Below are 23,317 nucleotides of genomic sequence, written 5' to 3' on the forward strand. Positions count from 1 at the left end.
AGGGAACAGCCATATGAGCCAACATCAGGACATCACCCTCAAGAAGACACTGAACACGTTCCATCTCTGGGGCATCGCCGTCGGCCTCGTCATCTCCGGCGAGTATTTCGGCTGGAGCTATGGCTGGGCCAGCGCCGGCACGCTCGGCTTCCTGGTCACCACCACGGTGATCGCGGCCATGTACGTCGCCTTCATCTTCTCCTTCACCGAACTGACGACCGCCATTCCGCAGGCCGGCGGCCCGTTTGCCTATTCGCTGCGCGCCTTCGGCCCCACGGGCGGCGCCATCGCCGGCTTTGCGACCCTGATCGAATTCGTGTTTGCCCCGCCGGCCATCGCGCTGGCCATCGGCGCCTACCTCAACATCCAGTTCCCGAGCCTCGATCCGAAGATCGCCGCGCTCGGCGCCTATATCGTCTTCATCACGCTCAACATCATCGGCGTGCAGATTGCCGCGACCTTCGAGCTTTTCGTGACGATCCTGGCGGTCGGCGAACTCCTGGTCTTCATGGGCGTCGTCTCCCCGGCCTTCAGCTTCGCCAATTTCGCAGCCGGCGGCTGGGGCGGTGAGGATACGTTCAGCATGGCGGCCGTCGGCGGCATCTTCGCGGCCATCCCGTTTGCCATCTGGTTCTTCCTCGCCATCGAAGGCGTGGCGATGGCGGCCGAAGAGGCCAAGGATCCGAAGCGCACCATCCCGATCGCCTACATCACCGGCGTCCTCACCCTCGTCGTGCTGGCCTTCGGCGTCATGCTGTTTGCCGGCGGCACGGGCGACTGGAAGTCCCTGTCCAACCTCAACGATCCGCTGCCGCAGGCCATGAAGACCGTCGTCGGCGATTCGAGCGGCTGGCTGCACATGCTCGTCTGGCTCGGCCTCTTCGGCCTCGTCGCCTCCTTCCACGGCATCATCATGGGCTATGCCCGCCAGATCTTCGCCATGTCGCGTGCCGGCTTCCTGCCGGAGTTCTTCTCCCGCCTGCATCCGCGCTTCCGCACCCCGCATGTCGCCACCATCGCCGGCGGCGTCATCGGCATCGCCGCCATCTTCAGCGACAATCTGGTCTCCATCGCCGGCCAGTCGCTGACGGCCAGCATCGTCACCATGGCCGTCTTCGGCGCGCTGACCATGTACATCATGAGCATGCTCAGCCTCTTCAAGCTGCGCCGCACGGAACCGGCCCTTGCCCGGCCCTTCCGCGCACCGCTCTACCCCGTCGCCCCGGCCTTCGCGCTCGGGATGGCCATCATCGCCTTCGGCGCCATGGTCTACTTCAATACGCAGATCTTCGCCGTCTTCGCCGCCATCATGGTCATCCTCGTCCTGCTGACGCGCCTCACCCGCCGCCAGGTGACGGCCGTCACGGCCTGATGTGATGGAAAGGTCCACCCGGGGCGAGGGCTTCGGGTGGATGCCCGCAGGCAGCAAGCAGCAGGCAGTCGGCATTCGGCATTCGGCATTCGGCATTCGGCATTCGGCATTCGGCAGGAGAGTGCTCCGGCCATCCGCGCCGCCTTTCAACACCCTCCCGCCTGTTGGCGACCGCCTGTCTCCCGCGCCCCTTGGCAGCACTCCCCTCCAACTGCTGCCAACCCCTTGCTTTCGCACACAATTTTCCTTAGCCGGCTCGCATGTCAAGACTTGATTAACCAGAAAGGTTTTTCATCATAGGGACCATCATTAACCACGATGAGGTCCAGCATGACGAACGAAATGGCGCTTCAGCTCAAGGGTTACGGCCTGACGACGGCCCAGATCCTCTACCGGATGCCCGACCACCCCTCCCTGCTGCAATCCTATGTCTGGCAGCACTACGACATCGCTCCCGATTTCCCGGAGATGAAGAGCTTCCTCAAATTCTGGCAGGAAAAGCTCGACGGCCCGCTCCACTCGGTGCGCTACACCCACCGCAAGCTGATCTCCGCCACCGAGTGGCGCGCGCTCAAGGGAGAGATGATCCTCCACTGAGACGACCCGGCGACATCCCCGGCCCGGCCGTTGCGGGACCACGCCGGCAGGCGCTCTGCCGAAGCGCATTGCATTTGACCGGCGCGCGCCGTAAGACGCGGGCATGACCAAGAAGATTGACGAAGAGGCCCTCGCAGAGGCCTATAACCGGGCGCTTGCGCTCGAAAAGGAAGGCCGCGTCGACGAGGCGGTGGCCGCCTATCACGAGGTCCTGGCCATCGACCCCGAGGACCATGGCGGTGCCGCCGTGCGCATCGCCTCCATGGGCCGTGGCGAGACGCCGATGAAGGCGCCGGACGCCTATGTGGAAACCCTCTTCGACCAGCACGCCGAAGTCTTCGATGACGTGCTGGTCGAACAACTGGGCTACTGCGTGCCGCTGCTGGTGCGCCAGAAGCTGACCGATCTCGGCCTCGGGCCGTTTGCCCGCCTGCTCGATCTCGGCTGCGGCACGGGGCTCACGGGCGGCGCGCTGCGCGACATGGCCGAGGACATCACCGGCATCGACATTTCCGAAAACATGGTCGAGATCGCCCATGAGAAGGATCTCTACGAGACCCTCTACGTGGCCGAGATCATCGATTTCCTCGATGACAACGATGACGAGCCCTTCGATCTCGTCACCGCCACCGACGTGCTGCCCTATCTCGGCGCGCTCGAACCACTCTTCTTCGGCGTGGCCGACAATCTGAACGCCGGCGGCCTTTTCGTCTTCTCCAGCGAAACGCTGCCCGACGACATCATGGCCGGCCGCGGCTTCATGGTCGGCCCGCACCAGCGCTTCGCCCATGCACTGTCCTACCTTGCCGAGCGCCTCGCCGAGACCGGCTTCAGCCTCGTCGATGTCTCGGACATCACGGTGCGCATGGAAGAGGGCGCGCCGATCCCCGGCCACCTCGTCGTCGCACGGCGCAACCCGGACTGATTCGAGAAGGACAAGGGGTCTCCCATGGCAAAAGTCGCATTCATCGGTCTCGGCGTCATGGGCTTCCCCATGGCCGGCCACCTGAAGGTCAAGGGCGGCCACGATGTCACGGTCTACAACCGCACGGCCGCCAAGGCGCAGGCCTGGGTCGAAAAATTCGGCGGCGCCTTCGCCCCGACGCCGGCAGAAGCCGCCCGCGATGCCGACTTCGTCTTCACCTGTGTGGGCAATGACGACGATCTCCGGCAGGTGACCACAGGCGAGAACGGCGCCCTCTCGACCATGAAGGCGGGCGCCATCCTCATCGACAACACCACGGCCTCCGCCGAAGTCGCCCGCGAACTCTTCGCGGCGGCGAGCGCCAAGGGCATCGGCTTCATCGACGCCCCCGTCTCCGGCGGCCAGGCGGGTGCCGAAAACGGCGTTCTCACCGTCATGTGCGGCGGCGACCCCGAGATCTTCGACAAAGCCCGACCCGTCATCGACGCCTTTGCCCGCATGGTCGGCCTCATGGGCCCGGCCGGCAGCGGCCAGTTGACGAAAATGGTCAACCAGATCTGCATTGCCGGCCTCGTGCAGGGACTTGCCGAAGGCATCCATTTCGGCAAGCGCGCCGGCCTCGACATCGAGAAGGTCATCGACGTCATCTCCAAGGGCGCCGCCGGCTCCTGGCAGATGGAAAACCGCCACAAGACCATGAACGAAGGCCGCTACGACTTCGGCTTCGCCGTGGACTGGATGCGCAAGGACCTCGGCATCGTGCTCGCCGAAGCCCGCGAAAACGGCGCCCGCCTCCCCGTCACCGCCCTCGTCGACCAGTTCTACGCCGACGTCCAGACCCTTGGCGGCAACCGCTGGGACACATCCTCGCTGCTCGCGCGGCTGGAGAAGAAGTAGGCGGGTGAGCCTTCCTCCAGGTCCGGTTTGTAATCTGTCACGAAGGCCCGCGGCCATCTGGTCGCCAACCTCGGACGCGACGCCCGCTGTTGAACCGGCGCCTCCAACAAGCCCGTCATGCTCGGGCTCGACCCGAGCATCCACGCGGCAGACGCGGCCGTGGCATGGATCCTCGGCTCGGTGGCCGAGGATGACGGCGGGTGTTGAACCCGCACGACCCAACGAGACGTCCAGCATTTCGGCTAGACCATGATAAACTGAGCCCTACCGCGCTTCATATCGGTCAGAAGGAGCAATCATGGCGAAGAACGAGCCTATCGGACTGCCGGCTGAGGACGGGGACGAACACGATTTCCCCGTTTCCCCGGAAGCACTCGACCGTGGCCAGCGCGCCCGCCTCATCCGCCGCACGCGCACGGCCCTCGGCCTCTCGCAATCGGAATTCGCATCCCGCTTCCATGTGCCCGTCGGAACGCTGCGCGACTGGGAGCAGGCCCGCGCCACCGCACCCGATTTCGCCGTCGCCTATGTCCGCGTCATTGCCCGTCATCCGCAGATGGTTGCGGAAGCGGTTGCGTAAGCTGAAGTGAAGGCGCCGCCGGCCTTTCGATCACCATCTCACCTGTCTTGCGGTCGATCCCAGCTGTAGAAACACCAGCGTCAAGAGCGGCCTTCCGCGCGGCACGCCCCATCGACGCGACGCGATCAAGGTTTCTAAGGATATGTTTGCTGAGATCGCTCATACGACACTCCGTGACTTCGAGAAACGACACGCCCCAGCGCCGGCAAAAACCAGCCTCTCAATCCTCCGCCGACTTCGCCTGGTCCAGCACCATGTAGTCCAGCGGCAGCTGCGTCGTGTACTTGATCTGCTCCATCGCAAAGGCCGAGGAGACGTCGCGGATTTCGATCTTGGCGATCAGCCGCTTGTAGAAGGCATCATAGGCGGCGATGTCGGGCACCACGACGCGCAGGAGGTAATCCACGTCGCCGCTCATGCGATAGAACTCGACCACCTCGGGAAACTCGCCCACGACTTCCGAAAACCGCTTCAGCCATTCGATCGAATGGGCATTGGTGCGGATCGAGACGAAGACGGTGACCTTGGTGTTGACCTTGGCGGGATCGAGCAGCGCCACGCGCCCGCGGATCACGCCATCCTCTTCCATCTTCTGGATGCGCCGCCAGCACGGCGTGGTGGAAAGACCCACCTTCTTGGCGAGATCGGCAACGGCGAGCGTGGAATCCTCCTGCAGCAGGCGCAGGATCTTGCGGTCGAGACGGTCCATTTGGTTCCCCAGCGATAGAATTATTCTTCTATAAGCAGATTATTCGCCGGATGGAAGAATATTTTTTCAATCGATCAGCGCCGCCACCCGCCGCCGCAGTTCCGGCAGCACCTCTTCCGCAAACCACGGATTGCGGTTCAGCCAGCCGCTGTTGCGCCAGCTCGGATGCGGCAGCGGAATGACCGAGGGGCCGGAGTTGCGGTCGAGATACTGGCGGAAGCGCCGCACCGTCTCCGTCATGGAGGCGGGGCAGTCCGGCCCGATATGCCAGCGCTGCGCATGATGGCCGATGGCGAGCACCAGCGAAATCTGCGGCATGGCCGCCATCACCTGCGCCCGCCAGCGCGGCGCGCATTCCCGGCGCGGCGGCAGGTCGCCGCCATGCCGGTCATAGCCCGGAAAGCAGAAGCCCATCGGCACGATGGCGAAGCGATCCGGATCGTAGAAGCGCGCGCGATCCACCGAAAGCCAGTCGCGCAGCCGGTCGCCGGAGGGGTCGTTGAAGGGTTGGCCGCTGTCATGCACGCGAATGCCGGGCGCCTGCCCCGCGATCAGGATGCGCGCCGTCGGGGAGAGAACCGCCACGGGCCGCGGCTCGTGCGGCAGCCGGTCCTCCGGCCCCCTCACAGGCGCCTCCACGCAGATCCGGCAGGCTGCAATGCGGCTTGCGAGATGCACCAGCTGTTCCGCGCGCGCGGTTTCCTCGTCCACCGTCTCCATCATCCGCCCTCCTGATCCTTCTCAGCCGATGAGACCGCTCAGCCAGCGCCAGAACCGGCCGATCACGCCCGGCAGGTCATGCGGCATTTCGGCAAGCCCACCCTGTCGGCGTCGCCAGTCGGCCGGCCGCTCGAAATCGCCGGCCCAAAGGCCAATGCGCTCGGCTGCTGCCGCCCGCTCCTCGTCGCGGTAGCCGCCAAAGGCCACCGCCATGCCGGAACGCACCATGGCCGCGTTCAGATCCCGTCCGCCAGCGTCGAAGCACACGGCGAGCACCCGCCCATATCGGTCCTGCCCCTCGGTGATGCAACGAATGGGCCTGTCGCCGATCAGGGCAGCAAGGGCATCCGCCGCCCGTCGCCCGCAATCCTCGGGCCCGGCATCTCCCAAGCAGATCTGCCCGCGCTCCGGCGCATCCATCCGGGCAAGCCGCAGGCGCGTGGCATCGAAGGCAAGCGTATCGCCATCCACGATCCGCGGCTGCCCGACAAGCCGCCCGCCGGCCTCCGGCGACCGTTCCTTCACCGCCACCAGCAATCCGGCAAGACACAGGCCAAGCAGCAGCAGGCCATCGCGCACCCATCGCAGCCGGGCCGGCGAAAGACGGTGTCTGTCCTGGCGGTTTTCCGCTCGTCGCATTCTGGCGGCCACCTCTACTCCCCTGCCGAGGCAGCAACTTCTTAAGGATTCCTGACTAGGCTGCAACAACTTGCAACCCTAGTGCAGACCATGATTTTCGCCCCATCGACCGACAAGAACATCGTCGACAAGTCGCGCCAGCCTCGCAACAAGGCGGTGAGCAAGGCCGTGCGCGACACGCGCATGCGCCTGCAGTCGGGCCTTGGCAATACCGGCGCCTTCGACAGGGAGATGCTGGAACTCTACATTCATTCGATCGGGCAGAGCGCGCTCGCACTTCCCGTCCTGCTGATCGTCGTTGCAGGCGTCATGTTCTACGTCACGGGCAATCCGCAGGTCATTTTGTGGCTGGCGGCATCGCTCTCGATCCACGCCGTCGGACTGATGCTCGCGCGCCGCGCCTGCCGCTCCGAGCTGACGGCGGAACGCGTCGGCCGCTGGCGGCGCCTGATGCTGGCGGCGTCCTTCGGCATGGGCCTGTGCTGGTCTTCGTTCCTGGCGCTCGGCTGCGACAGTTGCAACACGGCCAATTTCCAGCTGGCCCAAGGTACCGTCCTGCTGATTGCGCTGGCGACGATGGCGATGAGCACCGTGCTGCTGCGCGGTGCGCTGCTTGTGGGCTTCCTGCCCGTGGTCGCCACGCTCGTCACCCACGCCATTCTTGATCCGCAGGCCGGCACGGCGCTGCTCGGCGGCCTCGTCACGCTTTCGCTGGCCTTCCTCGCCTTCATGACGCACCGCATGCATGCCGCCAATCTCAGGATCCTTGCCATGCAGACGGAAAAGGACGATCTGATCGCCGAGCTGGAAGTGGCGAAATCCATGTCCGACGAGGCCCGCCGCCGCGCCGAGGAAGCCAACCTCGCCAAGTCGCGCTTCCTCGCCTCCATGTCCCACGAACTGCGCACGCCGCTGAACGCCATCCTCGGCTTTTCAGAGGTCATGTCCACAGAGGTGCTCGGCTCGCTCAACAATCCCACCTACAAGGAATATGCCGACGACATCCACCGCTCCGGCCAGCACCTGCTGAACCTCATCAACGAAATCCTCGACCTCTCCCGCATCGAGGCCGGCCGTTACGAGTTGAACGAGGAAGCCGTGCATGTCGTCGAGATCGCCGAGGATTGCATCGGCATGGTGCAGCTGAAGGCGCGGTCGAAGAACATTTCCATCCGCCAGCAGTTCGAGGCCGGCATGCCGTCCGTCTGGGCGGACGAGAAGGCGATCCGCCAGGTGACGCTGAACCTCCTGTCGAACGCGGTGAAATTCACCCCGGCCGGCGGCCTGATCACCGTCAAGGCCGGATGGACGGCAACGGGCGGCCAGTATGTCTCGATCCGCGACAACGGCCCCGGCATTCCGGAAGAAGAAATTCCCGTCGTGCTCTCCGCCTTCGGCCAGGGCTCCATCGCCATCAAGAGCGCCGAGCAGGGCACCGGCCTTGGCCTGCCCATCGTCCAGGCCATCCTAGCCAAGCACGAGGGCCAGTTCATCCTGCGCTCGAAGCTCCGCGAAGGCACGGAGGCCATCGCGATCCTGCCCGCCAAGCGCGTCCTTCAGGCGACCCCGGCCGAGGAAACGACAGCCATCGAACGAAAGCGCCGCAGCTTTGCCTGACGGCGCGCTGTCTCAGCCCGCCATCAGCGGCGTGTAGATCACCACATAGGCCGCATAGACGCCGTTGGCGACGATCAGGCAGAGGCAGGCGAGCGAGCCAAGATCCTTGGCATTGCGCCCCATGTCGGAAATTTCTGGCGACACGCGATCGACGATTTCCTCGATGGCCGTGTTCAGCGCCTCGAAGGCGATCATCAGCAGGAAGAGAATGCCCATCGCCACGTACTGGAAGAAGGTGGCGCCCACGAGCACGAAGAGCACGGCAATGACGCCGATCGCCATCAGCTCGTGCCGGAAGGCCGATTCGCCGATGAGCCGCTTGGCGCCGCCGAAAGAGTAGGTGGCGGCGGCGAAGAAGTGGCTGATGCCGGTCTTCTTCTTGATCGGCCCGCGCTGGGTCATTGTCGCTTCGCCTCCTGCCGCCATGCGGGGTCTTCCTCTCCGTGTCCTGTCGGTGGGCGCGCGGTCTGTCGCACGCGCCTGCATCCGCCGTCGCTACCTATGCGACGAACGCCCCGGCTTCAAGACCCGCAGTTCCTGACGCGGGCCTGAAGGCGATCACGCTTCCTTGTTGGAAACGCCGGCCTGCGCGAAGGTCGCCATGCCGGAATGGCAGGCGGCGGCCGCTTTCACGATGCCGGCGGCAAGGGCTGCGCCCGTGCCCTCGCCAAGCCGCATGCCAAGCGCCAGAAGCGGCGTCTTGCCCAGCATCTCGATGGCGCGGATGTGGCCCGGCTCGGCCGAGACATGGCCGATCAGGCAATGGTCGAGCGCGGCCGGGTTGGCGGCCTTGAGGATGGCGGCAGCCGAGGTCGCGACATAGCCGTCGATGATGACGGGTACCTTCTGCATGCGCGCGGCGAGGATCGCGCCGGCCATCGCCGCAATCTCGCGCCCGCCCAGACGACGCAGCACTTCCAACGGATCGGACAGGTGCGGGCGGTGCAGCGCCACGGCCTTCTCGACCGCCGCAACCTTGCGGGCCAGAACCTCGCCCTCGGAGCCCGTGCCGGGCCCGACCCAGTCGGCGGCCGTGCCACCATAAAGCGCAAGGTTGATGGCGGCAGCGATCGTCGTGTTGCCGATGCCCATCTCGCCGATGCACAGCAGGTCCGTGCCGCCGGCCACCGCCTCCATGCCGAAGGCCATGGTCGCCGCACAGTCGCGCTCCGAAAGCGCTGCCTCTTCGGTAATGTCGCCCGTGGGATAGTCGAGCGCGAGGTCGAAGACCTTGAGGCCGAGATCGTGCGTCACGCAGATCTGGTTGATCGCAGCGCCGCCGGCGGCAAAGTTTTCCACCATCTGCTGCGTCACCGAGGACGGATAGGGAGTGATGCCGTTCTTCGTGACACCGTGATTGCCGGCAAAGATCGCCACCAGCGGCCGTGTCACCGCCGGCGGGCGGCCGGTCCAGGCAGCGAGCCACATGGCGATTTCCTCCAGACGCCCGAGCGCGCCCGGCGGCTTGGTCAGCTGCTGGTCGCGGTTGCGCGCCGCAACGAGCGCGGCGGAATCCGGTCCCGGCAGATGGCGAAGCAGTTCGCGAAAATCGTCGAAGGGAAGCCCGCTGGCGCTCATGGGTCGGTCCTTAGAAGGTTCTGGAAACGTCCGGTCTGGCTGCGACACGCCGCCGGAATCGGCCATGGCCGGGCAGGCGCGCGTCGCGGTGCCCTCTCATAGTGCGCGCCCCGGCAGGCGGCAACCGCATTTGCGACCTTGCCTGTGTCGTCGTCGCGTTTGCAGCCCGATGCAGGACCATCGCATGATGAGATCAGGGGAAGGCGATTCGGCGCGATGAGACGCCGGCGGGGAGGAACTCATGCGGCTGCGGGATTTCACGGACGATCTGGCGCGCTCGATCGCCTTCCTCAGCCGCTTTCCCGTGCCGGAGCGGCATTTCGTTGGCTTCGACGGCCGCCTTGTGCGCGCCGCCCGCGCCTTTCCGGCCGCAGGGCTGATGATTGCACTGCCGGCCGCCGCCCTCCTGTCGATGATGGATGCCTTCCGGGCCGATCCAACGCTTGCCGCCCTGCTGGCGGTCGCCATCCTCGCCATCGGCACCGGCGCCCTGCATGAGGATGGCCTTGCCGATGTCGCGGACGGCCTGGGTGCGACCCATGACCGCGAAAAGGCGCTCACCATCATGAAGGACAGCCGCATCGGCACCTTCGGCGGTCTCGCCCTGATCCTCAGCGTCGCCATCCGCGTCGCCGCCATCGCCGCCCTCGTCCCCGCCGTCTCCCCGACGGGGCTCGGCCTCATCCTGCTCGCCGTCGCAGCGCTGTCGCGCACCGCCATGGTCTGGCACTGGCAGGCCCTGCCGCCCGCCCGCCGCGATGGCATCGCGGCCTCCGCCGGCGTGCCGGATGCCGACGCTACCCGGTTTGCGATCGTCAGCGGGCTTGGCGCCGGCCTCGTGCTGCTGGCCCTTGCCGGCGCGGGCCTCTTGCCCACGCTCGTCTCGCTCGGGCTTTCTGTCGGCGTCCTCGTCCTTTTCGGCCGCTTCATCGAAAGCCGGCTCGGCGGCCATACGGGCGACACAATCGGGGCGGCACAGCAGATGACGGAAATGGCGCTGCTGACAGCCCTTGCGCTGACGGTGTGAAAGCCAGATATATCATCTCTGTAACAACCCGAACGCTGTCGCCGACCGCCCCATGCAATCGCCCTGCATCCTCGTCTGCTCCATCGATCTCGCGACCGGCTATTGTTTCGGCTGCGGACGCACGCGCGACGAGATCGCCGGCTGGATCGGCTATACCAATGCCGAGCGCAGCGCCGTCATGGCCACCCTGCCCGCCCGCCTTGCGACGGTCGAGCGCAAGCCGCGCCGCGAGACCCGCCGCACCCGCATGGCCCGCGAACGCAATGCACCCGCGGGCAGCGACGATGGAGGACCGGAGGACGAATGAAACGGCTGTGGGTCGCACTCTCCATCCTCGGGATCGGCCTCGCCCTGCTCATCGCCAACCATGAGCGCGGCAACACCTTCGGTCTTGCCAATGACAGCTTCGAATCGCTCGTCAGCCTCTCTGCCATCGCCGTGTTGATCGGCTCCGGCATCGTCGCCAGTCGCCGCCAGTTCGGCGATACGCTGCGCATGGCGGCCGTCTGGCTTCTGATCGCGCTCGCCCTCGTCAGCGCCTATCTCTACCGGCAGGATCTGGAAAATTACGGCCAGCGCCTTGCCGCCGGCCTCCTGCCCGGCCGTGCCACCGTCATCACCGACAGCGAAGGCGGCCAGGAAGTCGTGCTCCACAAGATGCTGAACGGCCATTTCCAGGCCGATGTGCAGGTCAACGGCGCCACCCTCGACATGCTCGTCGATACCGGCGCCAGCTCCGTCGTGCTGAGCTTCGAGGACGCCCGCCGCGCCGGCATCGACACCGGCGCCCTCACCTTCAGCCTGCCCGTCATGACCGCCAACGGCCAGGCCATGGCCGCCCCCGTCGATCTCGCCGACATCGCCATCGGCCCCATCACCCGCAAGGGCATCCGCGCCGTGGTCACCAAGGAAGGCCAGCTCGACCAGAGCCTGCTCGGCATGAGCTTCCTCTCGACACTGGACTTCCTGCAGATGCAGACGGACGAGCTGAGATTGAGGGATTGAGATGACGACCAGGATCTTCGAAGGCGGCTGCCTGTGCGGACATATCCGGTACCGCCTGCGTGGCCCCGTTGCATTTCCCCACACCTGCTCCTGCCGCATGTGCCAGAAGCACACCGGCGCGCTGACGGCGTCCTGGGTCGAGGTTGACCGCGACGCGATCGACTGGACCGGCCCGGGCGAGGCCCCCGCCACCTGGCGTTCCTCGGAAAAGTCCTCCCGCGCCTTCTGCCCCGCCTGCGGCAGCTCCATCGGCGCCGTTGACGACGCCCCGGTGGTGGCGCTTCTCACGGGCACCTTCGACAAGCCGCACCTGCTGCCACTGAAACCCCTCTCCCATTCCTACAAGGGCCAACGCCCCCGCTGGTGGCACGTGACCATCGACGGGGCGTAAAGCGCCCCCCGCCTCAGTTCCGCAGCCGATACCCTGTCTTGAAGATCCACGTCAGCAGGCCCATGCAGATGGCGAGGAAGACGAGGATGATGGCCGCGCTGATCGCCGGATTGACGTCGGAAATGCCGAAGAAGCTCCAGCGGAAGCCGCTGATCAGGTAGAAGACCGGGTTGAGGTGGCTTGCCGCCTGCCAGATGGGCGGCAGCATGGTGACCGAATAGAAGCTGCCGCCGAGGAAGACGAGCGGCGGGATGACCAGCATCGGGATCAGGTTCAGCTGCTCGAAATCCTTCGCCCAGATGCCGATGATGAAGCCGAACAGGCTGAAGGTCACGGCCGTGAGCGCGAAGAAGCCGATCATCGCCAGCGGATGCTGGATGGAGAGATCCACGAAGAACGACGCCGTGGCGAGGATGATGAGCCCGATCATCATCCCCTTGGTCGCCGCCGCCCCGACATAGCCGAGCACGATTTCCGCCATGGAGACGGGCGAGGACAGGATCTCGTAGATCGTCCCCGTGAATTTCGGGAAATAGATCCCGAAGGAGCCGTTGCCGACGCATTGCGTCAGAAGCGTCAGCATGATGAGGCCGGGCGTGATGAAGGCGCCGTAGGAGACCCCGTCGATCGCCTGGATGCGCGACCCCACCGCCGCGCCGAAGACGATGAAATAGAGCGAGGTGGAAATCACCGGCGAGACGACGCTCTGCAGGATCGTGCGCCGCGTGCGGGCCATTTCAAAGAGGTAGATGGCCTTGACCGCTTCGAAATTCATCGTCCGCCCTCCACCAGTTCCACGAAAATGTCTTCCAGCGAGCTCTGCCGCGTCGCGATGTCCTTGAAGCCGACGCCCTCGGCCGAAAGTGCTGAGAGCAGCGCCGGAATGGCCGCCCCCGCCTTGTCGGGATGGCAGTCATAGACGAGACGCGTGCCCTCGCCCTCCAGCGTCACGCCGAAACCGGCGAGCGCCGGCGGCACCGTCGTCATCGGCTCCGTCAGTTCCACGGAGAGCTGCTTGCGGCCGAGCTTGCGCATCAGCGCCGCCTTTTCCTCCACGAGCAGCAGCGTGCCGCCATTGATGACGCCGATCCGGTCGGCGATCTCCTCCGCCTCCTCGATGTAGTGGGTCGTCAGAATGATGGTGACGCCCGATTCGCGCAGCTTCTCCACCACCTGCCACATGCCCTTGCGCAGGCCGACATCAACGCCCGCCGTCGGCTCGTCGAGAAAGAGCACGCGCGGCTCGTGCGACAGCGCCTTGGCGATCAGCACGCGCCGTTTCATGCCGCCCGAGAGTTCGCGCAGCATGTTGTCCTTCTTGTCCCAGAGCGAGAGATCCTTCAGCACCTTCTCGATATGGCCCGGATCCGCCTTCTTGCCGTGCAGGCCGCGGGAGAAGGACACCGTGTTCCACACGGTCTCGAACTGGTCGGTGGTCAGTTCCTGCGGCACCAGCCCGATCAGCGACCGCGTCGCGCGGAAATCCTTGACCACGTCATGGCCGCCGACCATCACCTGACCGCCGCTGGGGTTCACGATGCCGCAGATGATGGAGATCAGCGTCGTCTTGCCGGCGCCGTTCGGCCCGAGCAGCGCGAGGATCTCTCCCTCTTCGATATCGAGGCTGACGCCCTTCAGCGCCTGGAAGCCCGACGCATAGGTCTTGCGGAGATCTTTGATGGAAACGATGGGGGCCATGGGAATTCCCGAAGGGAGAAGCGGACCGGGCCTATATGGGGCGATTCCATGGCGGTTACACCCCCGCCGGCCACATTCGGCGACACACAGCCTTCGTCACACGCCCGTAACGTTGTTTGGCGATGGTCCGCCCGCAAGACCGGCGAGGCACCCCTTCCGCACCGCCGATGCATTCTTCGCCGGTCCGACCCCGGCCTTTTTTCGCTGCGCCCGAATGCCTCAGTCGCAGTGCTTGTAGCCTGATTTGCGCGTGCGCAGGTCGAAGTGGAAGTGATCCTTGTGGAACGGATCGCTGCCGGGTCCAAGCACGGTGGCGAAATATTTGCAGCTGTCCTCGCGCACCGCCTTCAGCAGCCCCTTTTCGCGGAAGGCGAAGAAGCCCGGCTTGCGCACGTCGATCTCCTTGCCGTTCTTCAGCACGAACTGGCCGACGTCGATCGCGTTGCCGCGCGCATGTTCCGACATCGGCCCGCGCGAGCGCGAATTCATGCGCCGGCAGGAATAGCCCCCGAGCGGCTTGATGACCTTGACGCCGGAGAAGTAGCGGTAGCGCGACGACGGCACGAGTTCGTACTTCACCCACTGGGCAAAGGCCGCCGTCACCTGGCAGTTGAGCTTGACCGAAGGCTTCACGTCGATGCCGCCGGAAAGCCCCGTCAGCTCGATCGGATAGTCGATGCCGCAGGCAGGGCCATTGTAGATGCGGGGAATGTCGCGAAACTCGACGCCGAGCTTGCGCAACTGGCTGCGGCAGGCGACTTCGGAGGCCGGCATGACATCCGGCAGCGCCGGCCGGCTCATCTGCGGCTCTTCCGACATCTCGACCGGGTTTTCCACCCGCGGCAGCATGGCGAATTGCTCGGCCGCCTGCCTGGCCCTGAGCGCGCGGATTTCCGCGTCCCGCGCCTGCTGGCGGCCGGCAAGCTCCGCCTTGCGGGCATTTTCCGCCGCGATCTGTTCCGGCGTCAGCGGCGGCAGGTCGGGGTCGTAGCCCGGATTGGCGCTTGCCGTCGCGGTCGCGGGCGCGGACAGAAGCTGGACGTTCTCCTCGCCGATGCCGCCCACGACCGGCTGGGTCGTGTTGCCCTCGGCAATCTGCTGGTGTTCTTCCTGCGCAAGACCGACGACAGGCGTGAGGCCCAGCATCTGATCCATGTCGACGCCGCCGGGCGGCACCTCGGTCATGCCGGAAGCGGCCGCCGCCGTCTGCGTCACGGGTGCCGTATCCCCCTGCTCCATCAGCGGCTGGTCGAGCGCCGCCTGGCGGGCGGCCTGCGACTGGCGACGCTCCTGCTCGACGGGATAGGCGCGCTCCTCATCGACGCGACCTTCGAGCACGGGCCTGACGGCACCCACATGGGTGCGCGTATCGATGCGCGAGGATGGCGCGAGATCATCGGTGGAACAGGCGACAAGCGCCGTCGACAGGAGGAGCGCAAGCGCGGCCCGCAAGGGGCGACGAGCGCCGTCCGTACCTCCAGCAGGATGGCCGGGCGGCAGACAGGAACCGCCGCGGCGGGAAAGAAACGCAATACCCATTCTCACCCCGCCCGCCTGCGAACGCAGAACCCGTTGACAGGGTCCGGCCGCAACAGCGCGTCATAGGGCACCGGATGTCGCCCGCCCCCAGACAAAAGGAGAATTTGGGCTGAATGCAGGAGACCGGCGCTCCACGTCTTTCGATGGAAAAATTCTATCCAAACAGGGTAAACGAAGCGTTGCGCCGCAACCTTGAGAAAGAAGGGGGGCGTCGCGACAAAGGCGCGATCATGGCGCGTACAGCGCCGTCGGCTGTGTGTATAAGATGGCGACCGATACGCCGAAGGAGAACCGCATGAGCCCGTCCCCTGCCCGCCCGAAGGGCGAACTGACCCTGCGCACGCTCGCCATGCCCGGCGATGCCAATGCGGCCGGCGATATCTTCGGCGGCTGGGTCATGGCGCAGATGGACCTGTCCTGCGGCATCCGCGCCGCCGAGCGTGCCCGTGGCCGCGTCGTCACCGCCGCGGTGAAGGAAATGGCCTTCGAAATGCCGGTGAAGATCGGCGACACGCTGTGCATCTACACCGACATCGAGCGCGTCGGCCGCACCTCGATCACGCTCAAGGTCGAGGCCTGGGCGCAGCGCTATCTGTCCGATGTGATGGAGAAGGTGACCGACGCCACCTTCGTCATGGTGGCGCTGGACAAGGGCGGGAAGCCGACGCCCGTTCCGCCGGAAAAGACCGTGCCGCCGGAAAACGGCCAGGCGGGCGTCTGAACGCCCGCGCGGCACGGGTTCGACCGTAAATCAGCCCTTGAAGATGAAGGATGCGCCGATGGCGATCAGCGCAAAGCCGATCGCGTGGTTCCACGTCAGCTGCTCCTTCAGCCAGAACACGGAGAAGGCCGAGAAGACCAGCAGCGTGATGACTTCCTGCATCGTCTTCAGCTGCGCGGTCGAATAGACCGTATGGCCGATGCGGTTGGCCGGAATGGCGAGGCAATATTCGAAGAAAGCGATGCCCCAGCTGACGATGATCACCAGCCACAGCGGCGCATTGCCGTATTTCAGGTGCCCGTACCAGGCGAAGGTCATGAAAACGTTGGAGCAGAGCAGCAGCGCGATCGGCCAGATGGCGGCCGGAGAGAACGCGAAATTCATGGTAGTCCTCGTTGTTGGGATTGACCGCCCGGCTGCGGATGCAGCGCCCGGCCAGGTGAGTCATCGCGGCCCACACTGACAGGCACGCAAATAGCAGAGTTTGTCCCGGCGTCCAGTGCCGCGCGCATGCCGTCGAAAGCGCCGCCTCCCTTGTATTGGAGCGGTTATGTTAAGCCTGCATTATATACCCGCGTGCGAGGATTCGAAGTGACGGGAGCATGGCCCCCACGAGGATCGCATGCAGGTTTCGGACATCAACATTGGCCGCGCGTTGACGCAGGACGAGCAGTATCTGGTCGACCAGTCCCAGGCGCGCGCCATCCTGAAGGCGATGCCGCTTACCCTGATTGCCAATACCTTTATCGCCGCCTCCTCCGCTGCCTTCATTTGGAAGGAAGACCACGACATCCTGATCCCGGTCTGGTTCTGTTGCGTGGTCCTGTCGAACATGTGCCGGCTGGCCAGCCTGCCCTGGCTCAGACGCATGAGCCAGCAGCCACGGCGGGCGCGCCGCGTGATCAATATCCTGACGGCAAGCGCCTTCGTCGGCGGCGTGATCTGGAGTTCGGTCGCCTTTCTCGGCGCCGGCCTTGATACGCAGGGCAGCCATGGGCTTGTCGTGTTCATTCTGGCCGGCATCTCCGCCGGCGCCATCATCCAGAGCAGCGCCTGCGCCCGCCCGCCCATGGGCATGTCCGTCCCGGCCCTCACCGCCGCGATCGTCGCCCTCTCCATGCAGGGCACCTTCACCGCCCTGATGGTGGTCCTCAATCTTGCGCTGTTCCTCGTCATGCTGACGCGCTCCTCCTTCATGAGCGAGGCCGCCTTCATCCGCACCGAGATCGCGCGCATCCGCTCGGCCGACCTTGCCCGCTCCCTTCAGGAGGCAAACCGCAAGCTGGAGCGGCTGGCCAACACCGACCCCCTCACCGGCCTCGGCAACCGCGCCGCCTTCAATGCGGACCTGGATGAGGCCGTGGAATCGGCGCTCGACGGAACGCATTCGGCCGTCCTGATCCTGTTCGATCTCGATCGCTTCAAGCAGATCAACGACACGCTCGGCCACACCGCCGGCGACATGGTGCTGAAGACCTTCGCCAGCCGCCTGCTCGCCGTCACGGACGGCCAGGACAGCGTCTCGCGCCTCGGCGGCGACGAGTTCGCCATCGTCATCGGCGGCCCCAACGCCTTCGACCGGGCCGTCGCGGTGGCCGATATCATGCTCGAGGCAGCCGGTGAGCCCATCGATGTCGGAGGCCGCCAGATTGTCGTCGCCACCAGCATCGGCATGGCACAGGCCCCGCAGCATGCGCGCTCCGCCAAGGCGCTCTATGAAAGCGCCGATACCGCGCTTTACGCCGCCAAGCAGCAAGGGCGCCAGCGGGTCTGCGTCTTCGAAACGGCCATGAACGCGCAGCTCGACCGCCGCCGTGTCGTCGAATTCTACGTCCGCCATGCCCTCGAACACGCCCTGATCGAGGTCCGCTTCGCCCCGCAGCGGCATCTGCAGACCGGCCAGATCGTGGGCTTTCAGGCGCTGCCGCACTGGAAGGTGCCGCAGATCGGTGCGGTGAACACCTGCGAGATGGTTGAGGCCGCCGCCGCGCTCGGCCATTCCAAAAGCCTGACCCGCTACATCGCGGAGCGCGCCGCCGCCTTCGCCCTGCGGCTGAGGACGCTCGGCCGGTCCGACATCGCAGTCTCCCTCAATGTCAGCGCCACGGAATTTCACCTCTACCGGGTCGATGCCATGCTGCGCGATGTGGTCGGCGCGATCGGTCTTCCGCCTGCGGCCCTGGTGGTCGAAGTGCCGGAACAGGCCATGCATGTCGCCGACGACCTGCGTTCCGCGATCCGCACGATCGGCGACGCCGGGTTCCGCCTGGCGCTCGACCGCTTCGGCACCGCCCATGCATCGCTCGGCCAGCTCGCCGGCATGCCGCTGGGCTATGTCAAGATTGCGCCGTGCGTCTCCTCCGGCCTTGCCACCAATCCCGAAAAGCAGCTCGTCATGAGTGCCTTCGTCGGCATTGCCCGGGCGCTTGACGTCGATCTGATGGCTGATGGCATCGAAACGGAGGAGCAGGCCGTCGCCCTGCGCCTTCTCGGCTGCGCTCTGGGACAGGGCGCGCTCCAGGGCGGACCGATGGCCGCCGACGAGGCCGTCCGCAGCCTCGCCCCGGCAGTCCGCCAGCCGGCCGGCATCGCCGCCATCGCCTGATCCGTTGGCGTGTCCATCCGCGCGCACCCGCGCCGGACGGACCCCTGCATGCTTTCGAACGTAACACCGTCCTAATGGAACAAATGGCGCGGACAGGCATTGCTCGCGCGCCAGACCCTGTCGACCTCCCGGCAGCAGGCCTCGGCCAGTCGCTGGAGATCCCCTTGCAACGCGCCACTGTCGCCGGACAATCCCTCGTCGCGCTCGCCGCGCTCAATTTCTTCCTCGCCGATGCCCGTGACGGGCTGGGCCCCTTCCTCGATGCCTTCCTCGCCACCAACGGGTGGTCCTCCATGTCGCTCGGCCTCATCGCCACCTTCGGCGGCATCCTCGGCATGGTAGCGACGCCGATCTTCGGCGCGCTGGTCGACAACACGCCCTACAAGCGCGCGCTCATCGTCATCCCCGTCCTGCTCGTCACCGCCGCCGCCCTGTGGACGCTGCTGCAGCCCGACGTCGCCATCGTCATCGGCGGCCAGACGGTCACCGCCATCGTCGGCGCCGTGGTCGGCCCTGCCCTCATGGGCCTCACGCTCGGCCTGGTCGGCGAGGCCGCCTTCCCGCACCAGGTATCGCGCAACGAATTCTGGAACCACGCCGGCAATGTCGTGTCGCTGGTCGGTGTCTATGCCGCCACCACCTTCTTCGGCATGCAGGGCATCGTCGGCCTGATGATCCTCACCGCCATCGGCACCTGCATCGCGGTGGCCTGCATTGATGCGAAGAAGATCGACCACAATGTCGCCCGCGGCCTCGGCCATGACGAGGGCGAGCCCGGCCCCTCCGGCTATTCGGTGCTCGTCAAGACGCCGGGCCTCATCCTGCTCGCGGTGATCCTGATGGTCTTCCACTTCGGCAATGCGCCCATGGGCCGCCTCATCGCCCAGGAATTCTCCATCCAGCTCGGCACCCCCTTCCGCACCACGGCGCTGATCACCGGCGTCGCCCAGCTCGCCATGATCGGAGTCGCCGTCGCCGCCCCCTTCATGATCCGCCGCCTCGGCCTCGCACCCGTCATCCTCATCGGCCTGATCGCCCTGCCGATCCGCGGCCTGATTGCCGGCACGGTCCATGATTTCTGGTCGATATATCCGGTGCAGATCCTCGACGGCGTCGGCGCCGGCCTGCTCGGCATCGCCACCCCGGTCGCGGTCGAGCGCCTGCTCTCCGGCTCCGGCCGCTTCAATGTCGGCCTCGCCGCCCTCATGACCATCCAGGGCATCGGCGCCTCCTTCAGCAATGCGGTGGCGGGAACGCTGGTCTCGGAGGGCGGCTACAGCCTCGCCTACCTCGTCCATGGCGGCATCGCCATCGGCGCCATCGCCCTCTTCCTCGTCTGGCGCCACCGCATCGTCCCGCCGGCCCCGACACCCGCCCGCCGGGCCGCCTGACACTCTCGGCAGGCGCGGCTGGAAACGCGGGTGCCTCCTCGCCCGCGTTTCCCTTTTGTACCCGCCACCTCTTCCCTTCCGCCGGGACTCTCTCCATATTCCGCCCATGGCCAGAACACCGAAATCCTCCGCCCCTGAAACCGATGGCTTCGGGGAAGCCCCGCAGGCGTCCTTCGAGGGCGCGCCGCTCTCAGGCTCCGTCTCCGACTGGGTGAAACAGCTCGAAGCCGAGGCGGAGGCCTCGACCGTCCAGAGCCGCCGCGAGGTCGCCTCGAAGGCCGGCAAGCACCGCAAGGCCGTGGAGATCGCCGCCTCAAAGGCTCGGGAATCGGAAGAGAAGGAAACGTCTTCGGCCGCAGGCCGCAAGTCCGAACGGACGTCCGAGCTCGTGCGAGGCACTTCCCGCGACGCCGCAGGCGCGCAAAAGACAGCCCCCGGCCCCGACCGCAACGCCAGCAGCTCGAAAACCTCGCGCGGCGTCTCCATCGGCGGCTCCTCCGATCCGAAGACGCGCGCCGCCGCCGGCCTCAATCCCGTTGCCGGCATGGATGTCTCGCTGGAGGAGGCCGGCAGCCTCGCGCCCGGCGCCGTCACCGCCACCGTCGATGCGCTGGCCAAGCTGATCGAGAGCGGCAATCCGCTCTTCAAGGACGGCAAGCTCTGGACCCCCCACCGCCCGGCCCGGCCGGCGAAATCCGAAGGCGGCATTCCGATCCGCATGGTCTCGGAATACCAGCCGGCCGGCGACCAGCCGACGGCCATCGCCGATCTCGTCGGCGGCCTCGAAACCGGCGAGCGCAGCCAGGTGCTGCTCGGCGTCACCGGCTCGGGCAAGACCTTCACCATGGCCAAGGTGATCGAGCAAACCCAGCGCCCCGCCGTCATCCTCGCGCCGAACAAGACGCTGGCCGCCCAGCTCTACAGCGAATTCAAGAACTTCTTCCCGGAAAACGCGGTCGAGTATTTCGTCTCCTACTACGATTACTACCAGCCGGAAGCCTACGTCCCGCGCTCCGACACCTATATCGAGAAGGAAAGCTCCATCAACGAGCAGATCGACCGCATGCGCCACTCGGCGACGCGCTCGCTGCTGGAGCGCGACGACGTCATCATCGTCGCCTCGGTCTCCTGCATCTACGGTATCGGCTCGGTCGAGACCTACACGGCCATGACCTTCCAGATGCAGGTCGGCGACCGGCTCGACCAGCGCCAGCTTCTGGCCGACCTCGTGGCGCAGCAGTACAAGCGCCGCGAGATGGATTTCCAGCGCGGCTCCTTCCGGGTGCGCGGCGATACGATCGAGATCTTCCCCGCCCACCTGGAGGATGCCGCCTGGCGCATTTCCATGTTCGGCGACGAGATCGACGCCATCACCGAATTCGATCCGCTGACGGGCCACAAGACCGGCGACCTGAAGTCGGTGAAGATCTACGCCAACAGCCACTACGTGACGCCGCGCCCGACGCTGAACGGCGCCATCAAGGCCATCAAGGAAGAGCTGCGCCTGCGCCTCGCCGAGCTCGAAAAGGCCGGCCGCCTGCTGGAAGCCCAGCGCCTGGAGCAGCGCACCAAATACGATATCGAAATGCTCGAGGCGACCGGCTCCTGCCAGGGCATCGAGAACTATTCGCGCTACCTCACCGGCCGCCGCCCCGGCGAGCCGCCGCCGACGCTTTTCGAATACATCCCCGACAATGCCCTGATCTTCATCGACGAAAGCCACGTCACCATCCCGCAGATCGGCGGCATGTATCGCGGCGACTTCCGGCGAAAGGCGACGCTGGCCGAATACGGCTTCCGCCTGCCCTCCTGCATGGACAACCGCCCGCTCCGCTTCGAGGAATGGGACGCCATGCGCCCGGATACGATCGCCGTCTCCGCCACGCCCGGCGGCTGGGAGCTGGAACAGTCCGGCGGCGTCTTCGCCGAACAGGTCATCCGCCCCACCGGCCTCATCGATCCCCCGGTCGAGGTGCGCTCCGCCAAGACGCAGGTCGACGACGTGCTGGGCGAGATCCGCGAGACCGCCGCCAAGGGCTACCGCACGCTCTGCACCGTGCTCACCAAGCGCATGGCCGAAGACCTCACCGAATATCTGCACGAGCAGGGCGTGCGCGTCCGCTACATGCACTCCGACATCGACACGCTGGAGCGCATCGAGATCATCCGCGACCTGCGCCTTGGCGCCTTCGACGTGCTCGTCGGCATCAACCTGCTGCGCGAAGGCCTCGACATTCCCGAATGCGGCTTCGTCGCCATCCTCGATGCCGACAAGGAAGGCTTCCTGCGCTCGGAAACCTCCCTCATCCAGACCATCGGCCGCGCGGCGCGCAACGTCGATGGCAAGGTCATCCTCTATGCCGACCACATCACCGGCTCCATGAGCCGCGCCATGGAGGAAACCGCCCGCCGCCGCGAAAAGCAGATGGCCTACAACCTCGAACACGGCATCACGCCGGAATCGGTCAAGGCCCGCATCTCCGACATCCTCGACTCCGTCTACGAACGCGACCACGTCCGCGCCGACATCTCCGGCGCCGGCGGCAAGGGCTTCGCGGACGGCGGCCACCTCGTCGGCAACAACCTGCAGGCCCACCTCAACGCGCTCGAAAAGAGCATGCGCGACGCCGCCGCCGACCTCGACTTCGAAAAAGCCGCGCGCCTGCGCGACGAAATCAAACGCCTCAAGGCCGCCGAACTCGCCACGATGGACGACCCGATGGCGAAGCAACAAGAGGCGTCGAGTGCCGAAGGCACGAGGGGGAGGCAGGAAAAGCTGGCCGCCACCCCTCTCCCGTCATCCTCGGGCCCGACCCGAGGATCCATAGCCACACCCACCGACACCCCCGGTCAGGCACCGTCATCCTCGGGCTCGACCCGAGGATCCACGACCACACGCGCCGACGCCCCGTCCTACTTCGCCAAACCCGCGCTCGACGACATGGGCCCCGGCACCGACACCGAAATCCCGGCATCCGGACGCGGCGGCGCCCTCTTCCGCAAGAACACGCTGGACGAAATGACCGTCGGCCGCACCGAAAAACCCGTCCCCGGCAAACTCCCGGAAAAACCGAAGCCGACCACAAGCACCAATCCCTCTTCTCCCCAGCGGGGAGAAGGTGCCCGAAGGGCGGATGAGGGGGTCCCCACACCCAAAAACCCCACCGACGATCCGCGCCCCATCATCCGCGCCCGCCCAGGCGCCGGCTCCTACGAGGACCCGGCGGAGCAGAAGCGCAAAGGCAGGACGAAGGGGAAGACGGGCCGGCCGGGAAAGTAGGTTGGCTGCGTGTCTAAAAATGGCCT

Annotated in this window: 23 protein-coding genes; 14 read left to right on the forward strand and 9 right to left on the reverse strand. The window is 66.1% G+C overall.

The genetic code is table 11. The features are described from left to right. Positions 1–13: 13 nt before the first annotated feature. From eat to ACED18_RS04420, 5 genes are all read left to right on the forward strand, one after another. The gene (gene eat / locus ACED18_RS04400) at positions 14–1,372 is read left to right on the forward strand and encodes an ethanolamine permease (protein WP_377289360.1); all 1,359 of its coding nucleotides are present in this window, start codon (positions 14–16) and stop codon (positions 1,370–1,372) included. 330 nt (positions 1,373–1,702) lie between these two features. Continuing rightward, positions 1,703–1,969, forward strand: a complete 267-nt coding sequence (locus ACED18_RS04405; RefSeq protein WP_149737323.1) for an usg protein — start codon at positions 1,703–1,705, stop codon at positions 1,967–1,969. Positions 1,970–2,072: 103 nt separating this feature from the next. After that, a complete protein-coding gene (locus tag ACED18_RS04410) occupies positions 2,073–2,894 on the forward strand; it encodes a methyltransferase (RefSeq protein ID WP_377289363.1) in 822 nt (273 codons plus the stop codon). A gap of 24 nt (positions 2,895–2,918) precedes the next feature. Beyond that, complete coding sequence (locus tag ACED18_RS04415; RefSeq protein ID WP_377289365.1) at positions 2,919–3,791, forward strand: NAD(P)-dependent oxidoreductase; 873 nt, start codon at positions 2,919–2,921, stop codon at positions 3,789–3,791. Between the two features lie 298 nt (positions 3,792–4,089). Then, on the forward strand, positions 4,090–4,371 hold the full coding sequence (locus ACED18_RS04420; RefSeq protein WP_377289367.1) for a helix-turn-helix domain-containing protein: 282 nt from the start codon (positions 4,090–4,092) through the stop codon (positions 4,369–4,371). A gap of 220 nt (positions 4,372–4,591) precedes the next feature. Here the strand turns inward: ACED18_RS04420 and ACED18_RS04425 are convergent, their stop codons facing one another. From ACED18_RS04425 to ACED18_RS04435, 3 genes are all read right to left on the reverse strand, one after another. Then, a complete protein-coding gene (locus ACED18_RS04425; protein ID WP_377289369.1) occupies positions 4,592–5,080 on the reverse strand; it encodes an Lrp/AsnC family transcriptional regulator in 489 nt (162 codons plus the stop codon). Positions 5,081–5,146: 66 nt separating this feature from the next. Beyond that, positions 5,147–5,800, reverse strand: a complete 654-nt coding sequence (locus tag ACED18_RS04430; protein ID WP_377291033.1) for a uracil-DNA glycosylase family protein — start codon at positions 5,798–5,800, stop codon at positions 5,147–5,149. A 21-nt stretch (positions 5,801–5,821) separates the two neighbouring features. After that, entirely contained in the window at positions 5,822–6,439 is a 618-nt protein-coding gene (locus tag ACED18_RS04435; RefSeq protein ID WP_377289371.1) for a thermonuclease family protein, read from the reverse strand. Positions 6,440–6,529: 90 nt separating this feature from the next. On the opposite strand from ACED18_RS04435, the gene ACED18_RS04440 reads away from it, so the two are divergent. Next, positions 6,530–8,056 (forward strand): sensor histidine kinase, encoded by a 1,527-nt coding sequence (locus ACED18_RS04440; protein WP_377289373.1) that lies wholly within the window; start codon positions 6,530–6,532, stop codon positions 8,054–8,056. Between the two features lie 12 nt (positions 8,057–8,068). Here ACED18_RS04440 and ACED18_RS04445 read toward each other — a convergent pair whose 3' ends face one another. Then, positions 8,069–8,458 (reverse strand): diacylglycerol kinase, encoded by a 390-nt coding sequence (locus ACED18_RS04445; RefSeq protein ID WP_377289375.1) that lies wholly within the window; start codon positions 8,456–8,458, stop codon positions 8,069–8,071. A gap of 156 nt (positions 8,459–8,614) precedes the next feature. Continuing rightward, positions 8,615–9,634 carry a nicotinate-nucleotide--dimethylbenzimidazole phosphoribosyltransferase gene (gene cobT / locus ACED18_RS04450; RefSeq protein WP_377289377.1) on the reverse strand — a complete coding sequence of 340 codons (1,020 nt, stop codon included), beginning with the start codon at positions 9,632–9,634 and terminating at the stop codon, positions 8,615–8,617. A gap of 241 nt (positions 9,635–9,875) precedes the next feature. Here cobT and ACED18_RS04455 point away from each other — a divergent pair, with 241 nt between their 5' ends. Genes ACED18_RS04455 through ACED18_RS04470 form a run of 4 tightly spaced genes read left to right on the forward strand, consistent with a single transcriptional unit; the run spans position 9,876 to position 12,057 of the window. Then, complete coding sequence (locus ACED18_RS04455) at positions 9,876–10,661, forward strand: adenosylcobinamide-GDP ribazoletransferase (protein ID WP_377289379.1); 786 nt, start codon at positions 9,876–9,878, stop codon at positions 10,659–10,661. A gap of 52 nt (positions 10,662–10,713) precedes the next feature. Beyond that, positions 10,714–10,968, forward strand: a complete 255-nt coding sequence (locus ACED18_RS04460; RefSeq protein WP_377289381.1) for a DUF1289 domain-containing protein — start codon at positions 10,714–10,716, stop codon at positions 10,966–10,968. Next, positions 10,965–11,666: a TIGR02281 family clan AA aspartic protease gene (locus ACED18_RS04465; protein WP_377289383.1), complete on the forward strand. Its 702-nt coding sequence runs from the start codon at positions 10,965–10,967 to the stop codon at positions 11,664–11,666. Before ACED18_RS04460 ends, ACED18_RS04465 begins: the two co-directional genes overlap by 4 nt. 1 nt (position 11,667) lies before the next feature. Then, on the forward strand, positions 11,668–12,057 hold the full coding sequence (locus tag ACED18_RS04470) for a GFA family protein (RefSeq protein ID WP_377289385.1): 390 nt from the start codon (positions 11,668–11,670) through the stop codon (positions 12,055–12,057). Between the two features lie 13 nt (positions 12,058–12,070). On the opposite strand, the gene ACED18_RS04475 is transcribed toward ACED18_RS04470, so the two are convergent. The 3 genes from ACED18_RS04475 to ACED18_RS04485 all read right to left on the reverse strand — a co-directional run bounded on the left by ACED18_RS04475 (position 12,071) and on the right by ACED18_RS04485 (position 15,294). Further along, positions 12,071–12,832, reverse strand: a complete 762-nt coding sequence (locus tag ACED18_RS04475; protein WP_377289387.1) for an ABC transporter permease — start codon at positions 12,830–12,832, stop codon at positions 12,071–12,073. Beyond that, positions 12,829–13,755 carry an ABC transporter ATP-binding protein gene (locus ACED18_RS04480; protein ID WP_377289389.1) on the reverse strand — a complete coding sequence of 309 codons (927 nt, stop codon included), beginning with the start codon at positions 13,753–13,755 and terminating at the stop codon, positions 12,829–12,831. The genes ACED18_RS04475 and ACED18_RS04480 overlap by 4 nt, the downstream gene beginning before the upstream one ends. A 219-nt stretch (positions 13,756–13,974) precedes the next feature. Continuing rightward, on the reverse strand, positions 13,975–15,294 hold the full coding sequence (locus ACED18_RS04485) for an extensin family protein (RefSeq protein WP_377289391.1): 1,320 nt from the start codon (positions 15,292–15,294) through the stop codon (positions 13,975–13,977). Between the two features lie 295 nt (positions 15,295–15,589). Here ACED18_RS04485 and ACED18_RS04490 point away from each other — a divergent pair, with 295 nt between their 5' ends. Further along, positions 15,590–16,015, forward strand: a complete 426-nt coding sequence (locus tag ACED18_RS04490; RefSeq protein ID WP_377289393.1) for an acyl-CoA thioesterase — start codon at positions 15,590–15,592, stop codon at positions 16,013–16,015. Positions 16,016–16,045: 30 nt separating this feature from the next. Here the strand turns inward: ACED18_RS04490 and ACED18_RS04495 are convergent, their stop codons facing one another. Continuing rightward, positions 16,046–16,399, reverse strand: a complete 354-nt coding sequence (locus ACED18_RS04495; protein WP_149737340.1) for a DMT family protein — start codon at positions 16,397–16,399, stop codon at positions 16,046–16,048. A gap of 238 nt (positions 16,400–16,637) precedes the next feature. Here ACED18_RS04495 and ACED18_RS04500 point away from each other — a divergent pair, with 238 nt between their 5' ends. The 3 genes from ACED18_RS04500 (at position 16,638) to uvrB (ending at position 23,291) form a co-directional block, all read left to right on the forward strand. Then, positions 16,638–18,620 (forward strand): putative bifunctional diguanylate cyclase/phosphodiesterase, encoded by a 1,983-nt coding sequence (locus ACED18_RS04500; RefSeq protein ID WP_377289396.1) that lies wholly within the window; start codon positions 16,638–16,640, stop codon positions 18,618–18,620. A 74-nt stretch (positions 18,621–18,694) separates the two neighbouring features. Further along, on the forward strand, positions 18,695–20,011 hold the full coding sequence (locus ACED18_RS04505; RefSeq protein WP_377289398.1) for an MFS transporter: 1,317 nt from the start codon (positions 18,695–18,697) through the stop codon (positions 20,009–20,011). 106 nt (positions 20,012–20,117) lie between these two features. After that, on the forward strand, positions 20,118–23,291 hold the full coding sequence (uvrB, locus tag ACED18_RS04510; RefSeq protein WP_377289400.1) for an excinuclease ABC subunit UvrB: 3,174 nt from the start codon (positions 20,118–20,120) through the stop codon (positions 23,289–23,291). Positions 23,292–23,317 lie beyond the last annotated feature (26 nt).

It is taken from the genome of Rhizobium sp. SG2393, from assembly GCF_042610495.1.
GTDB lineage: Bacteria > Pseudomonadota > Alphaproteobacteria > Rhizobiales > Rhizobiaceae > RU20A.